This window comes from Oceanobacter sp. 1_MG-2023 (genome assembly GCF_030689025.1).
GTDB lineage: Bacteria > Pseudomonadota > Gammaproteobacteria > Pseudomonadales > Oceanobacteraceae > Oceanobacter.
In genome coordinates this window covers 90,696-105,400 of the sequence record NZ_JAUYWA010000003.1, presented here as the reverse complement: position 1 = coordinate 105,400, position 14,705 = coordinate 90,696, and the positions used below count along the sequence as shown (strand labels likewise).

Below are 14,705 nucleotides of genomic sequence, written 5' to 3'. Positions count from 1 at the left end.
TCAAGCTATCAGATCACTGGCTTTCATCCAGGTCAATTCGACTGAGTTTTGGCGATAATTCTTCGTTCATCGCACCGCGTTTATCGCCGCAAATCATCCCTCCGGTTGCATCCACCAATACCAGACAGTCATTCAATGGCATCGGGATACCCGCTGGTGAATGTTGTTTCTGATGGCCAATCAATAGCAGAAGGTCAGGGCATTATCGATTGACGGCATTGGCTTTTACTGCGGTTTTCACGTGATTTATTCGACGACGAACAGATGTGTGATCCAGTGTTTCTGGCGGCTGCAGCCATGTCTGCCCGAGCAAACCGTTGTAACAGTACATTGCCCTTGAACAGCCAATGCCAGCGCAGTAGCCCCATATCGTTCCAGTTCTTCCCCTGCTGAATATCAACAAACAGCGCCATATGATAGTGATTCGACATCACTGCATAAGCGGCCTGACTAATAATTTACCGGACAACCATGTTGGAAAATACCGCGGTGTCCGAGCAATGACAGCTCGCCAACAGAGGGGAAACCCAACCCGGCCATAATCCCTAACAGCGTCGGCTTGTCACTGCCCGAGGTGCCCACCATCGCCAGACTGATACCGACTTCCACTTTTCCTCTTGCAGAGAAACCGACCCCTTTAACAGGGTCAACGGTTGTCCTCTTGCTTGCACTGTTTTGCCAACACAGGTTAACTCAGAGCTGGACTGTGGCTACCACCAGCCACAAAGGACGATGTCGATTTTTCAAGGGGACTAAGCGATATGTCACTGTTATCACGCATGGCTGGTATCAAAATCCTGTTAGTGGGGCTGGTCGTCTTGACCGGCCTGCCGTCATGGGCTGAGCCTATAGACACCGGTCACAGCAAGAATCCGGTCGTCCTGGTCATTGGAGATAGTATTAGTGCCGGATTTGGCGTGCCGGTTCAACAGGGATGGGTCACTCTGTTCCAACAACAGTTGCAGCAACGTGTTCCACACGTCACGGTAGTTAATGCCAGTATCAGTGGCGACACCACCCAGGGCGGTGTGGCGCGTTTGCCTGCGCTGATACAAAGCCATCAGCCAGACCTGCTGATTATCGAACTTGGTGGCAACGATGGCCTTCGCGGTACGCCACTCAGTGTCATTCGCAGCAATCTGGAACGGATGATCACCATGGCGGAGCATGAGGGTATTATGGTGATGTTACTGGGTATGCAGATACCCCCCAATTACGGCAGCCGTTATACCGAAGGCTTTGCCAATATTTACAGCGAACTCGCCAATCAGCAAGAAACCCTGTTACTCCCCTTTTTGCTGGAAGGCATCGCCACGCAGCCAGAGTTGATGCAGGCTGACGGCATTCATCCTGCCACCGCAGCCCAGCCAATGATGAGCACGGCCGTGATCGATGCCCTCGATATCTGGATACAGTTTGTTAACAACGAACTGTAACCAGGGTTGCATTTAATCGCTGAACGATTCAGCCCTTACTCGCCGACAGGAATCATGCACCATGAATTATCAACCCATGCTCGATCTGGCACTGTCACTGGCGCAACAGGCCGGTGATACCATTGCCCAACTGCGTAATGACCTGCAGATCAATTTCAAATACGACGGTGCTGAATTGGTTACCCAGGCCGACGTCGCCGCTGACCAGTTGATCAGTAACGGCATTCTGGCTGCCTTTCCGGATCATCATTTGTTATCGGAAGAACTGGGGCCGGAAAACAGCACCGAGTGCGAGCATCTCTGGATCATTGATCCGATCGATGGCACCGTCAATTACGCCCATGGCCAGCACCAGGTGGCTGTCTCGATTGCTTATTACCACCAAGGCAAGGCCCGGGCTGCGGTAGTGCATAGCCCGTTTCAGGGAGAAACGTTCCATGCTCTCGAAGGCCAGGGTGCTTGTATGAATAACCAGCCGATTCACTGCTCCGGCAAAACCGAGTTAAACCGCGCCCTGATTGGTACCGGCTTTCCTTATCAGAAAGATGATCTTGATTACCTGATCGGTCGTTTTGGACAAGTGCTCAAGCACTGTGCCGATCTGCGCCGGGTCGGTGCCGCCGCCCTCGATATGTGCTGGGTCGCCTGTGGCCGCCTCGATGGTTACTACGAAAACGTTAAAATCTGGGACTGCGCCGCAGCACAATTGATTGCCCGCGAAGCCGGTGCCCGACTCGGGCATATTCATCCCCTGCCAGACAGCACCAATCCACAGTTGGTCAGCAGTAATATCATGATTGTGACCCCTGCGCTGTTTGAGCCATTACAAGCGCTGCTACGCCAGTCGGATGCCAGCTTCGGTCGCCACTAGACCACAGCCACCGTCCAGACAGCACTGGCCGGCTTGCCGAGCCACTATTCGCCGGCCATTAAAAAACCCGTTGCCGAAAAATATCGGCAACGGGTTTTTTGTATCGATCACCTCCTCTCGGGAAGGTGGCCGGGATCATTACAGGCTCAGGACTTTCTCGCCACGAGAAATACCGGATACCCCTGTCCGCACGGTTTCCAGAACCGCCGCAGACCCAATCGCATCGATAAAGGCTTCCAGTTTGTCAGTCGCCCCTGTCAGCTGAATGGTGTACACACACGGAGATACATCCACGATCTGGCCACGGAAGATATCCGCCGTCCGCTTGATTTCTGCACGCTGGGCTCCTACCGCTTTCACCTTGATCAGCATCAGCTCACGTTCGATATGCTGACCTTCAGACAGGTCCACCAGCTTGACCACTTCAATCAGCTTGTTGAGCTGCTTGGTGATCTGTTCGATCTTGCGATCATCACAGTGTGTGGTCATGGTCAGACGCGACAGCGTCGGATCTTCCGTCGGTGCAACCGTCAGGGTTTCAATGTTGTAGCCACGCTGGGCGAACAGCCCGACCACCCGTGACAAGGCACCTGGTTCGTTTTCCAGCAGGATAGAAATTATATGTCGCATCATCTCAGGTACGCTCCGTCTTGCTCAGCCACATGTCGCGCATGGAACCCAAAGGCACCTGCATTGGATAAACGTGTTCTTCCGGATCAACAGCGACGTCAAGGAAGACCAGACGATCCTTGTACTTGTTCAGAGCATCGTCCAGCGCTTGCGGCAACTCGTCACGGCTTTTCACCTGAATACCGACATGGCCATAGGCTGCTGCCAGCTTGACAAAGTCCGGCAGCGATTTCATGTAGGAATTGGAGTGACGCCCTTCGTAGTTCATATCCTGCCACTGACGCACCATACCCAGAGAACCATTGTTCAGGCAGATGATCTTGACCGGAATACCGTACTGCAGGCAGGTCGACATTTCCTGAATGTTCATCTGGATCGAACCTTCACCGGTAACACATACCACTTCGTGATCCGGGAAGTTCATTTTCACGCCCATCGCAGCCGGAAAACCAAAGCCCATGGTGCCCAGACCGCCAGAGTTGATCCAGCGATTCGGCTTGTCGAACTTGTAGTACTGGGCAGCAAACATCTGGTGCTGACCAACATCAGAGGTAACGTAGGCATCGCCCTTGGTCGCAGTCCACAGCGCTTCGATCACTTCCTGGGGTTTCATCAGGCCGTTGTCGTTTTTCTCGTAACGCATGCCATGACGTGGACGCCAGTCGTTGATCTGTTTCCACCAGGAGGCAAGCGCATCGGCGTCGGGAGTTTCTCCGGCTTCGTCCAGCAACGCGGTCATTTCGTCCAGCACGGTACCCACTGGCCCAACGATCGGTACATCGGCAGTGATCGTTTTGGAAATCGACGATGGGTCGATATCGATATGAATGATCTTCGCATCCGGGCAAAACTTGTTGGTCGCATTGGTGACACGGTCGTCAAAGCGCGCACCAACCGCCAGAATAACATCCGCATGGTGCATCACCACGTTGGCTTCGTAGGTGCCGTGCATACCCAGCATGCCGAGGAAACGCTCACCGGTACCGGGATAACCACCCAGCCCCATCAGGGTACTGGTACATGGGAAATCCAGACGGTCGACCAAGGCCCGCAGTTTGTCGGAGCTGCCATCGATAATGACGCCGCCGCCACTGTATACCACCGGACGCTTGGCCGCCAGCAGCAACTCAACAGCCTTTTTGATCTGGCCGGAGTGACCACGCTGAGGGGGCGTGTAGGAGCGCAACTTGACCTTTTTCGGATAAACGTATTCGTAACGTTCATTCGGCATGGTCATGTCTTTTGGAATATCAATCAGTACAGGCCCTGGGCGGCCGGTATTGGCAATATAAAACGCCTTGGCGATCAGCTCCGGAATTTCTTCTGGCCGACGAACGCTGAAGCTGTGCTTCACTACCGGGCGTGAAACACCCAGCATGTCGGTTTCCTGAAAGGCATCGTCGCCCACCAAATGACTCATCACCTGACCAGAAATGACGACCATTGGAATGGAGTCGGTAAACGCTGTCGCGATACCGGTAATCGTGTTTGTAGCACCAGGGCCAGAGGTCACCATGACCACACCGGCCTTGCCGGTTGCACGTGCATAACCATCTGCCATATGGGCCGCCGCTTGCTCGTGGCGGACCAGGACATGTTTCACGGCACTTTGTTTGTAGACTGCGTCGTAAATGTGCAGCAGTGAGCCGCCCGGATAACCGTAAATGTATTCAACGCCTGCTTCGTGCAGGGCACGAACCAACATCTCTCCGCCGGAAAGTAATTCCACCGTACTATCCTCTTGCACAGGCTCTTGTCAGAGCATGAGTGATATAAAAATTGCAGGATCAACATCATCACACCCTGAAGGTGGATTGATCCCGGTGAGGATGAATAACTTGTAGTTGCTCATCAAGGTCCCGCAATCTGGTCATAAACGGCGGGTTGGAACCGAATCGGAGGATAACTCTGATCCAGAGGCCATGACTGCCAGAGTCCAGTACAGGGGTGTTGACTGTTCAATCCGGCAAAAGCGCTGCAATTTTAGCAGCATAGCGCCGTTTGTCCAGAGAACACGCGGGTCGCAGCATTCCGGAATTACGGCTGTTTCCTTGACTTATTCCCCCGTTGCCATAGTGTTCGCTGCATCCCGGTTCTGTTGATTTATCAGGTTTTTATGAAATATCTATTTTCAACATCAGCGCTACTGCTAACCATATTGTTATCCAGCCCGTTACAAGCGCAGGTCTATCGCTGGACGGACGCCAATGGCCAGGTACACTTCGGCTCTCAACCGCCGCGGGACCAGCAGGTCAAGGCCGAAGCCTATGAGGTCCAGGTGTCACGCCCTGAAGCTGGCCAGGTTGCCGATGCCGCAGCACCAGCCAATGGCAAGCCGGAAAACGAAGCGCAACAACCAGACCCCGACGCAGGCAAGCCCAAAGTATCCAAAGAAGAGGCCGACAGCCGCTGCCAGCAAGGCCAGCAATACATGAACCAGCTCAGCAGCAATTACAGCCGTCGTTTCAAGGATGCCGAAACCGGTGAATTCCGCCCGTTAAGTGATGCCGAACGGCAACGGGAACAGGATAAGGCCCGTAAAATCATGGCGGATTATTGCCAGTAACGGAAAACACCGTCCGCGCTGGGCACTGCTCACAGATCCCGGAAACACGACAGCGCTTTATTCGCGCCAGATCAGACTGGCCTGGCGTCCGGTCTGGCCATCCCGGCGATAGGAATAGAAACGCTGCGGCTCACTGAAAGTACACCAGTCGCCTCCCAATACCCGCTCAACTCCGGCCTGCTGCAAACGCCAGCGGGCCAGGCCATACAGATCAGCGAAATAACGATCCCCCGCACCGGCTACAAAACAATCTGCCGGCGCATCCGCAAAGCAAGCCTTTACCTCTGGCCCCACTTCAAACGCCGTCGGCCCAATGGCCGGCCCCAGCATGGCGATCACCGGTCGACTGAAACAAGCCAGGGTCTGCTCCAGCACACCTCCCGCCAGACCACGCCAACCGGCATGGGCGGCGGCAACCTGCAAACCATCGTCGCTGACCAGCAACAGCGGCAAACAATCTGCCGTCATGACCGCACAGGCCATGCCGGCTTCTGCACTCCAGCTGGCGTCGGCGCGCAGCAGCACATCGCTGCCACAGGCCTGTACGCAACGATTGCCATGCACCTGATCCAGCCACTGAATCGACTGCAGGCCCGGTAGTTGCCGGATCAGCGACAAGCGGTGCCGCAGTACCTGCTGTCGGTCATCACCTACGTGCAGCCCGAGGTTGGCCCCCTGCCACGGCGATGCAGACCCGTCACCGCACAACAGACGCCGGGTACTGAAAGCGATCTGTACCCCGTCAGGTAAAGACCAGTCCGGACGGATCAGCTCAACGGTTGTGCGCGTCACGCCGGTCTTCCTCCAGCATTTCCAGCAGTTCGATGATGTCATCGGGCAGATCAACTTCCCATTCCATCCATTCCTGTTCTACCGGATGCAATAGCCCCAGCGCCTTGGCATGTAACGCCTGACGGGGAAAACTCTGCAACAGGCTGCGCAGGGAAGAACCAATACCCTTGGTCAGACGCGTACGGGCAGCGTAGGTGGCATCACCAACCAGCGGATGACCGATATGCGTCATATGCACCCGGATCTGGTGTGTCCGGCCGGTTTCCAGCTTGCAGCGAATATGGGTGTGGGTCGGAAATTTATGCAGCACCCGGTAATGGGTTACCGCGTCTTTGCCAACCGGATTGACGGCCATACGGGTACGCTGGGTACCGTGTCGGCCAATCGGCTCGTCCACCTTGCCGCCACCGGTCATATACCCTTGTACAACCGCTTCGTACTCCCGTCCCATGGTGCGGTCTTGCAGCTGCGCCACCAGGTGAGCCTGGGCTTGCAGGGTCTTGGCCACCACCATCAATCCGGTGGTGTCCTTGTCGAGTCGATGCACAATCCCTGCCCGTGGAATATTGGCCAGTTCCGGGCAATGGTGCAGCAGGCCATTCAGCAAGGTGCCTTCGCGATTGCCGGCGGCAGGGTGCACTACCAGATCGGCTTGTTTGTTGAGCACCAGAATATGATCGTCTTCGTAGACGATATCGAGATCCATCGCCTCCGGCAGCCAATCACCTTCCGGTGACAATTCGGCTTCCAGCGCGAGGGTTTCGCCGCCAGTGAGTTTGTCCCGGCCACGCCAGAGCTTGCCATCAACGGTCAGCTGGCCGTCCTTGATCCATTGCTGCAGTCGTGAACGGGAATAATCAGGGAACAGTTGTGCCGCTACCTGGTCTAGTCGTTTGTTGCCCTGGTCGAAGGGCACCTGGGTACTGATAGAAATCTGATTGGTCATAGTTTGCCAAATCGGAGAGGGTCGATACGGTACCAGACCTCTGCGCCGCCAATTGGTTGGGGCTGTGTCGGGACTGTGTTTTAATACCGCGCTTTACTGAAGTATATCCACAATTAGGAATGCGCTCCATGACGTGCCGCTGGCTGTTGATTTTATTATCTGTCCTGATGGTCGCCTGCTCCGGAAATCCGGACAAACCCAGAGAACAGACCGAGCAACAATTGTATCAGGAAGCCCGAGCCGCACTGGACAAGGACAGCAATGTGCTTGCCATTGAAAAACTCAAGGCCCTCGAATCCCAATACCCTTTTGGTGAGTATGCCGAACAGGCCCAGCTGGAGCTGATTTACGTTTATTTCAAAACCAGTGATCTGGAATCTGCCCTCGAAATGGCAGAGCGGTTTATTCGCTTGCATCCGCTGCACCCCCAGATCGACTATGCCTATTACATTCGCGCACTGACAACCTATGAAATGGGCTTCACCATGGTCGAGCGACGCTTGTCCAACGATGTCGCCCAACGGGACCCGACGCCACTGCGCGATGCGTTCCAGTATTTTTCTGAATTATTAACCCGCTTTCCGGACAGCCCTTACACCGCAGATGCCCGAGCGCGCATGGTCTATCTGCGTGAACGACTGGCCAGCCACGATATTGGTGTTGCACGCTATTACATGAAACGCCACGCCTTTATCGCCGCAGCCAACCGGGCCAATAAAGTGGTCTCAGACTACCCTGGCACCACAGCGGTTGCCGATGGTCTGGTTATTATGACGGAAGCTTACCGGGAGCTGTCGATGGACAAGGAAGCCGATCGCTCACTGGCCTTGCTGAAGTACAATTTTCCTGACCATTCACAACTGCAGGATGGTGAATTTATAACCAGCGGTCTGGCTGAGACGGATCGTCGCAGCTGGCTGGAAATCATTACCTTTGGTCTGAGCAAGTAAATCCGCCAACCTGAACAGGCAGCGGTCACATGAGCAGCCAGTCTGCTCATGTTCCCATCCTGCCATATCGACGACCATGGATCAGATACCGGCGCGCCAGCCACTGGTGATCGGGTAACGGCGGTCACGACCGAAGCCTCGCGGAGTAACCCGTACTCCGACCGGAGCCTGGCGACGCTTGTATTCGTTAACGTCCACCAGCCGCAGTACCCGCATCACATCCTCACGATCAAAGCCGCTGGCAATAATGGCTTCGGCGCTCATGTCCTGTTCGATGTACTGTTCCAGAATGGTATCCAGCACCGGATAAGGTGGCAGACTGTCTTCGTCTTTCTGATCCGGGGCCAATTCTGCAGACGGTGGACGGTCGATCACCCGCTGTGGGATCACTTCGCCATCGCCGATGGTATTGCGGTAGTGTGCCAGCGCAAACACCCGCGTTTTATAAACATCCTTCAAGGCCCCGTAACCACCTGCCATATCGCCATACAGGGTGGCGTATCCGACGGCCATTTCACTCTTGTTTCCGGTAGTCAGCACCATGTATCCGGTTTTGTTTGACAGCGCCATCAGCAGGACACCGCGGCAACGGGCTTGCAGGTTTTCTTCCGTCGTATCAACAGGCAAGCCGGCAAAGTCCGGTGCCAGGGTGTTCATAAACTGTTCGTAGATAGGGGCAATCGATAACGACTGATAACGGACCCCCATTACCTCTGCCTGCCGGGCTGCGTCTTCCTTGCTCATGCCCGAGGTATAGGTAAAGGGCATCATGACGGCCTGCACCCGGTCAGCACCCAGGGCATCTACCGCAATCGCCAGCGTCAGGGCTGAGTCAATACCACCCGACAATCCCAGAATCACGCCCTTGAAGTGGTTTTTATTGACGTAGTCACGCACCCCCAGCACCAGTGCGTCGTAGAGACTGGCCAGTTCATGATGATGGGCTTCCGGCAGCGGTGCGCTATCCATTCCCTGCAAGGTACCATCAACAAAGCGGATATCCGCCATGGCTTCCTGGTACGCCGGTAACTGAGCCACATTGCGCCCTTCTGCGTCCATCGCAAACGAGGCACCATCAAACACCAGCTCATCTTGCCCACCGACCTGATTGACGTACACAATTGGCACCCCCAGACGGCTGATATGCTCGCGCAGGATGCCCTGGCGTTCGTGGTGTTTGCCAATATGGAACGGCGAAGCGTTCAGGTTAAGAATCAGTTCGGCACCTGCAGCCACACTTTGCTCGGCTGGCCCGGTAAACCAGATGTCTTCACAAATCGTTAATCCCAGTGCAACACCGGCAATGGTCACCACCAACGGCTGATCACCAACACTGAAGTAGCGTTTTTCATCAAACACTTGATAGTTTGGCAAACATTGTTTGGCGTAACGCCCCAGCGATATCCCCTGATGCCACACACCGGCGCAATTATAGAGTTGCCCATCTTGCCGCCATGGAAAACCCGCCACTATGGCGATGTCCTGGCTGGCGTCGGCCAGGCGTTGTATGGCGGCTTCGACACGTGGCTGCAAACTGGGTCGCAGCAACAGATCTTCTGGCGGGTAACCGGTCAGCGCCAGCTCAGAAAACAGGATAAGATCAGCGCCGCGCTGACGGGCGGCGTCCACTTGGCTGAGCATCTGATCGCAGTTGCCGGTAATATCGCCAACCAGAAAGTTGCATTGCGCCATGGCGATGTGGAGTGACTCTGTCATGCTGTCGCGTTACCTTATGCTGTTTTTCCGCGGTATTGTCTGGAAATTCTGCAAGTTAGGCAAACACATTAACGCCCGACCTTATGAACACCAGCAGGCAACAGGACAGTTAACATGCCATCCAACGTGAGTGATCTGGTCGTCAACGGCAAACGACTGCTGCAAATATACAGCTACTATTCATTATTGCTGGCCTTGTTGATTATGGCGGCTCATACCGTCGATGACGCTACCCTGATTGGCCATGATGCCCCTTATATCAGCCTGGTAGCGACGATACTGTATGTTGTAATCGCCGCCAGTTTTGTTGCCATTGCCAGCCTGGGGCCCCATGTTCAACTGGCAACCAGCTATTTTTTCCTCGAAACCGCTCTGCTATCGATACTGATGTTTGCCTCCGGCGGTCTCGATACCGGGTTTTCCAGTCTGATCCTGCTTTGTGTGGTGATCGCCAACTTGCTAGCCCCGGGAGTCCTCGGCTTTGCGGTCGCCGCCTGGACCACGCTGGCCATTATGGTGATTCAGCATTTCTGGCCGGAACGTTATCAAACGGGTGAGTTGGTCAATTCTGGCATTTACGGCTTTTTGTGCTTTTTGTTGGCGGCCCTGACCCAGGCACTGTCCCGGCGACTGAACAGTGCCCTGGAACTGGCCAGTGACCAATCGGTACGGTTGCGCCGCCTGCAGAATATCAGCTGGCAGGCATTGGCTGACTTGCCCAACGGTATCATTGCCTGTGATCGCGACAACCAAATCCTGTTTTTTAACCAACAAGCACAACGCTGGCTTAATATCAGCGATGACGAAGAGTTGCCGGCACCATTGCTAACCGTGCTGGATGACCCCGGCCGCAAACACGCACTGACACTGCGGGGGGAGTCCCTGCAGGTCAGTAAAATGCTGTTGCCAGATTCTTTGCCTGGCGACTACTTGCTGTTTATCGAAGACCAGTCCCGTATCGCCGCAACAGCACAACAATTGAAACTGGCTTCTCTCGGGCGCCTGACCGCCAGTATTGCCCACGAAATACGCAATCCGCTCAGCGCGTTACGTCAGGCCAGCCAGCTGTTGGCGGAAACCCCTTACCTGAAAGAAGAAGAGCTGTATCTCAGCCAGGTTATTGAACAGCATTGTATGCGAATCAATCGTACCGTCGAAGATATCTTGCAGCTCAGTCGCAAACGCCAGCCCTCGATTGAGGTCTTGCGCCTGAAACCCTGGCTGGAGCACTTTCGTGAGCAGTTTATCGGGATGCACAGGGAGCAGCCGTTCCAGCTGTTTATTCATTGCCACGATCAGCAGCAAATCGCCTTTGACCCGGATCATCTGCAGCAGATTCTGCATAACCTCTGCGCCAACGGTTTGCGTTATGCCCTCAAACAGCAGCCCAATGATGCCCGCCTGATGCTTTCGGCCAAATCCCAGCGTCACAACCGTATGTCACTGGATGTGATGGACAACGGCACGGGTATCGCCGACGACAAAATCGAACAACTGTTCGAGCCTTTTTTTACCACCGAGCATAACGGCACCGGCCTGGGGCTTTATCTCTGTCGTGAGTTGTGCGAAGCCAATCAGGCCAACATCCAGTATCATCGTATCCGGGCGGGTTCCTGTTTCCGCCTGACATTGAGAACGGACTTAACCCTATGAAAAAATACTCCGCCCTGATCATCGACGATGAACCGGATATCCGCCAACTGATCGCCCTGACCCTCAGTCGTATGGACATGGAGTGTTACCAGGCTGCCAACGTCAGTGAAGCACTGTCATTACTCAGCGAACGCCCATACCATTTCTGCGTCACCGATATGAAACTGCCGGATGGCAACGGCCTCGAGATCATCCAGCTCTGTCACGCCCGTTATAGCGATATGCCAGTCGCCATGATTACCGCGTACGGCAGCATGGACATGGCAGTTGAAGCCCTGAAAGCCGGCGCCTTTGATGTCGTCGCCAAGCCCCTCGATATTACTCGCCTGCGTGAACTGGTTGCCGCCGCTCTGCAACTGACCCGGGTGCCAGTGCATCTGGAGTCGCTGCCATCCAGTGATGCGTTGCTGGGACGCTCCACGGCGATGATGGCACTCAAGGAAAAAATCCAGAAAGTCGCCCGCACCCAGGCACCGGTTTTTATCCATGGCGAATCCGGTACCGGCAAGGAGCTGGTCGCTCGACTGATTCACCATCAAAGCTCCCGCGCCGATAGCCCGTTTATTCCGGTTAACTGCGGTGCGATCCCGAAAGACCTGATGGAAAGTGAATTTTTTGGTCACAAACGCGGGGCATTTACCGGCGCCAGTGCTGACAAGGACGGTTTTTTCAAAGCCGCGGAAGGTGGCACCCTGTTTCTCGATGAAGTGGCTGAATTGCCCATTGAAATGCAAGCCAAGCTGTTACGGGTAATCCAGGAAAAAGCCACCCGTGCCGTTGGCAGTGAGCACGAGATCCCTATCGATGTACGGATTCTCAGTGCCAGCCATAAAGACCTCGCCCAATTGGTCGAGCAGGAGCGTTTCCGCCAGGATTTGTTTTTCCGCCTCGATGTGATCCAGATTGCCGTGCCACGCTTGTCAGAACGACAGGAAGACATCCCCACCCTCGTTGGCCACTTTATTCGCAAATACAGCAGCGAATGGGGTATGCCGGAAGCCAGCATCGATCAGAAGGCCATGACAGCCCTGATCCAGTACCACTACCCCGGCAATGTCCGAGAGCTGGAGAATATTCTCCAACGCGCCGTTACCATGGCGGAAGGTGATGAAATCAGCCAGGCTGACCTGAACTTGCCCGATCAGGTCACTACCACTCCCAGCACGCTATTGATGCCCGCCATCGACCCGGCGGCGGCGATAGAAACCAGTAATCTGGAAGCCTACCTCGAAAATATCGAACGTAATGCCATTACCCAGGCACTGGAAGCGACTCGCTGGAACAAGACAGCGGCAGCCGAGAAACTGGGTATCAGTTTTCGGGCATTACGTTACCGTTGCAAAAAGCTTGATATTGATTAAACCGTGATCAGTCGATGGCATGAGTAACAACCGGTATCACTAAGCCATCTGCCTGAGTGACAAAAGCCGGATCCTCGCTAAGATAACCAGCAAACCCATCGGAATAGCCAGTCAGGGAGGACAGGCCATGACACGGTTTGCACACGGAATGACCTTGACCGAACTGATGGTCGTGATCGCCGTCCTGGCGATCAGTAGCGTGACCATTACTCCTGCCGCGACCCATATTATCCAGCAACAACTCGCGGATCGGGATATTTCCCGGATTCATATGGCCATTGCCAGCGCCCGAACTCGCGCCATCCTGACACAGACCTCCCATACGTTATGCCCGCTCGACAGCAGCAAGCGCTGCAGTTCACTCTGGAATGGCGAATTAACCCTGTTTTCTGACCGTGAGCGTAACCGCACACTGGATGATGACGACCAGGTGCTACAGCGTATCCCCGCCGCCGATGACACCGTGCTGCGCAGCTACAACCGTATTGCCATCGCCTTCAGCGCCACTGGATTTGCTGGCGGCTACAACGGCTCTTTCGGTTATTGCCGCACCATGCCCGACGGCCAGTACAAAAGCGCCGCTTTTATTCTCTCGCGCATCGGCCGTTTGCGACCGGGCATCGACGCCAACAACAATGATCGCGTCGAGCTGGCCAACGGCCAAGACGTATCGTGTCGCTGAAACCTCACCGACCCCAGGCCAGGGCCAGATACCATTTGTCGTCTTCACTACTCCGTTAGTCCAGCATCTCTGGGCCTCACAGGGTCGCAACAGGTACTGTCCTACAATCAGTACGTCGGCGGAGATTTATCATGCACATTCACTGGACCACACAACCATCCCGGCAACGAGGGTCAACCCTTCTGGTTAGCTTGGGGGTACTCACTGCGATTACCATTGGCGCCACCGTAGCCATGCAACAATCCACCACGCAAGTACGCATGGTGACCAGTATGAATGTTGAAAAACAGACCTTTGCAGCCTCTTATAGCCACCTTAGCCGAGCCGTAAAAAACCTGGGAAACTCCGGTGGTACCCTGCTAACCGATTTGATCACCCGACAAAATGCCAATATCGAGGCACAGATTAATGACGGTGTGGAGGAAAGCGACCTGCAATACAACTCCGAATACATCAATGCCTATTCCGATTTTGGCTGGCAGACCCCGGACGTGGATTTACTCACCGGCGTCGCCGCCACCACCGTGCTGATTACCTACCCTTCCGACCAGATTGCACAGACTGACACCAGCACACCGAATCTGAAAAACACCGAAGGCTCGTCCGGATCAGCCAGCTCTGCCTATCCATTTGTATTAACGGCTACAACGGCCAGTTCAAGCGGCAATATTTCGTCGACCCAGCAGGTTGGCATAAAAAGAATTGGTGCTTCGGCTCAGTAACGACATTCGCGAGGATTATCATGAATACCCGACTTATTAGCTTGTTCTCCCTGCTGTTATTGTTCAGCCCGATCAGCCTGGCGGTCTCTCCCAACCTGATGCGACATGCTGAATTTCATGTACCGCCGCAAGATCTGATCACCTTTTCCAGTGCCGCCATCACCGTCAAGCTGTGTGATGAATGTCAGGCTGAAAGTATTGCCCTGAAAGCCGATACCGCCTTGTTTGAATATGAACAAGCCATTGACCTCAGCCGGGCATCTGAGATTTACCTGCGCAAGAACATCCCGGTTATTTTTATCGGCATCGACCGCCAGCAAAAACTGGTGGACTACATTAACTTTGGCGGCCATGCGCCGGGCGAACACTGAGGAGCCTTC

The 14,705-nt window shown here is 54.7% G+C and carries 16 protein-coding genes; 9 read left to right on the top strand and 7 right to left on the bottom strand.

Annotation, left to right across the window (positions count from 1 at the left end):
• Nucleotides 1–13: 13 nt before the first annotated feature.
• Complete coding sequence (locus tag Q8W22_RS03265; RefSeq protein ID WP_303431755.1) at nucleotides 14–142, bottom strand: hypothetical protein; 129 nt, start codon at nucleotides 140–142, stop codon at nucleotides 14–16.
• 308 nt (nucleotides 143–450) lie between these two features.
• Complete coding sequence (locus Q8W22_RS03260) at nucleotides 451–609, bottom strand: hypothetical protein (protein WP_305451584.1); 159 nt, start codon at nucleotides 607–609, stop codon at nucleotides 451–453.
• Nucleotides 610–761: 152 nt separating this feature from the next.
• On the opposite strand from Q8W22_RS03260, the gene Q8W22_RS03255 reads away from it, so the two are divergent.
• Together Q8W22_RS03255 and Q8W22_RS03250 are read left to right on the top strand one after the other, a co-directional pair.
• A complete protein-coding gene (locus Q8W22_RS03255; RefSeq protein ID WP_305414117.1) occupies nucleotides 762–1,436 on the top strand; it encodes an arylesterase in 675 nt (224 codons plus the stop codon).
• Between the two features lie 61 nt (nucleotides 1,437–1,497).
• Nucleotides 1,498–2,307 carry an inositol monophosphatase family protein gene (locus Q8W22_RS03250; RefSeq protein WP_305414118.1) on the top strand — a complete coding sequence of 270 codons (810 nt, stop codon included), beginning with the start codon at nucleotides 1,498–1,500 and terminating at the stop codon, nucleotides 2,305–2,307.
• Nucleotides 2,308–2,445: 138 nt separating this feature from the next.
• On the opposite strand, the gene ilvN is transcribed toward Q8W22_RS03250, so the two are convergent.
• Nucleotides 2,446–2,937, bottom strand: coding sequence for an acetolactate synthase small subunit (gene ilvN, locus Q8W22_RS03245; RefSeq protein WP_303431904.1), 492 nt, complete (start codon nucleotides 2,935–2,937; stop codon nucleotides 2,446–2,448).
• 4 nt (nucleotides 2,938–2,941) lie between these two features.
• Complete coding sequence (locus Q8W22_RS03240) at nucleotides 2,942–4,666, bottom strand: acetolactate synthase 3 large subunit (protein WP_303431751.1); 1,725 nt, start codon at nucleotides 4,664–4,666, stop codon at nucleotides 2,942–2,944.
• 387 nt (nucleotides 4,667–5,053) lie between these two features.
• Between Q8W22_RS03240 and Q8W22_RS03235 the strand changes: the two genes are divergently transcribed.
• Nucleotides 5,054–5,503, top strand: a complete 450-nt coding sequence (locus Q8W22_RS03235) for a DUF4124 domain-containing protein (RefSeq protein ID WP_303431750.1) — start codon at nucleotides 5,054–5,056, stop codon at nucleotides 5,501–5,503.
• A gap of 57 nt (nucleotides 5,504–5,560) precedes the next feature.
• Here Q8W22_RS03235 and pgeF read toward each other — a convergent pair whose 3' ends face one another.
• Together pgeF and rluD are read right to left on the bottom strand one after the other, a co-directional pair.
• Nucleotides 5,561–6,295, bottom strand: a complete 735-nt coding sequence (gene pgeF, locus Q8W22_RS03230; RefSeq protein ID WP_305414119.1) for a peptidoglycan editing factor PgeF — start codon at nucleotides 6,293–6,295, stop codon at nucleotides 5,561–5,563.
• Nucleotides 6,276–7,241, bottom strand: a complete 966-nt coding sequence (gene rluD / locus Q8W22_RS03225) for a 23S rRNA pseudouridine(1911/1915/1917) synthase RluD (protein WP_303431748.1) — start codon at nucleotides 7,239–7,241, stop codon at nucleotides 6,276–6,278. The genes pgeF and rluD overlap by 20 nt, the downstream gene beginning before the upstream one ends.
• 128 nt (nucleotides 7,242–7,369) lie before the next feature.
• On the opposite strand from rluD, the gene Q8W22_RS03220 reads away from it, so the two are divergent.
• Complete coding sequence (locus tag Q8W22_RS03220) at nucleotides 7,370–8,191, top strand: outer membrane protein assembly factor BamD (protein ID WP_303431747.1); 822 nt, start codon at nucleotides 7,370–7,372, stop codon at nucleotides 8,189–8,191.
• 81 nt (nucleotides 8,192–8,272) lie between these two features.
• Here Q8W22_RS03220 and Q8W22_RS03215 read toward each other — a convergent pair whose 3' ends face one another.
• A complete protein-coding gene (locus Q8W22_RS03215) occupies nucleotides 8,273–9,907 on the bottom strand; it encodes an NAD+ synthase (RefSeq protein ID WP_303431746.1) in 1,635 nt (544 codons plus the stop codon).
• Between the two features lie 114 nt (nucleotides 9,908–10,021).
• Between Q8W22_RS03215 and Q8W22_RS03210 the strand changes: the two genes are divergently transcribed.
• The 5 genes from Q8W22_RS03210 (at nucleotide 10,022) to Q8W22_RS03190 (ending at nucleotide 14,696) form a co-directional block, all read left to right on the top strand.
• On the top strand, nucleotides 10,022–11,560 hold the full coding sequence (locus tag Q8W22_RS03210) for a PAS domain-containing sensor histidine kinase (protein ID WP_305451583.1): 1,539 nt from the start codon (nucleotides 10,022–10,024) through the stop codon (nucleotides 11,558–11,560).
• On the top strand, nucleotides 11,557–12,921 hold the full coding sequence (locus tag Q8W22_RS03205) for a sigma-54 dependent transcriptional regulator (RefSeq protein WP_303431744.1): 1,365 nt from the start codon (nucleotides 11,557–11,559) through the stop codon (nucleotides 12,919–12,921). The genes Q8W22_RS03210 and Q8W22_RS03205 overlap by 4 nt, the downstream gene beginning before the upstream one ends.
• Nucleotides 12,922–13,048: 127 nt before the next feature.
• Complete coding sequence (locus Q8W22_RS03200) at nucleotides 13,049–13,603, top strand: GspH/FimT family pseudopilin (RefSeq protein ID WP_303431743.1); 555 nt, start codon at nucleotides 13,049–13,051, stop codon at nucleotides 13,601–13,603.
• Nucleotides 13,604–13,734: 131 nt separating this feature from the next.
• The gene (locus Q8W22_RS03195; protein ID WP_305451582.1) at nucleotides 13,735–14,325 is read left to right on the top strand and encodes a hypothetical protein; all 591 of its coding nucleotides are present in this window, start codon (nucleotides 13,735–13,737) and stop codon (nucleotides 14,323–14,325) included.
• 20 nt (nucleotides 14,326–14,345) lie between these two features.
• Nucleotides 14,346–14,696, top strand: a complete 351-nt coding sequence (locus tag Q8W22_RS03190) for a hypothetical protein (protein WP_303431741.1) — start codon at nucleotides 14,346–14,348, stop codon at nucleotides 14,694–14,696.
• Nucleotides 14,697–14,705: the final 9 nt, after the last annotated feature.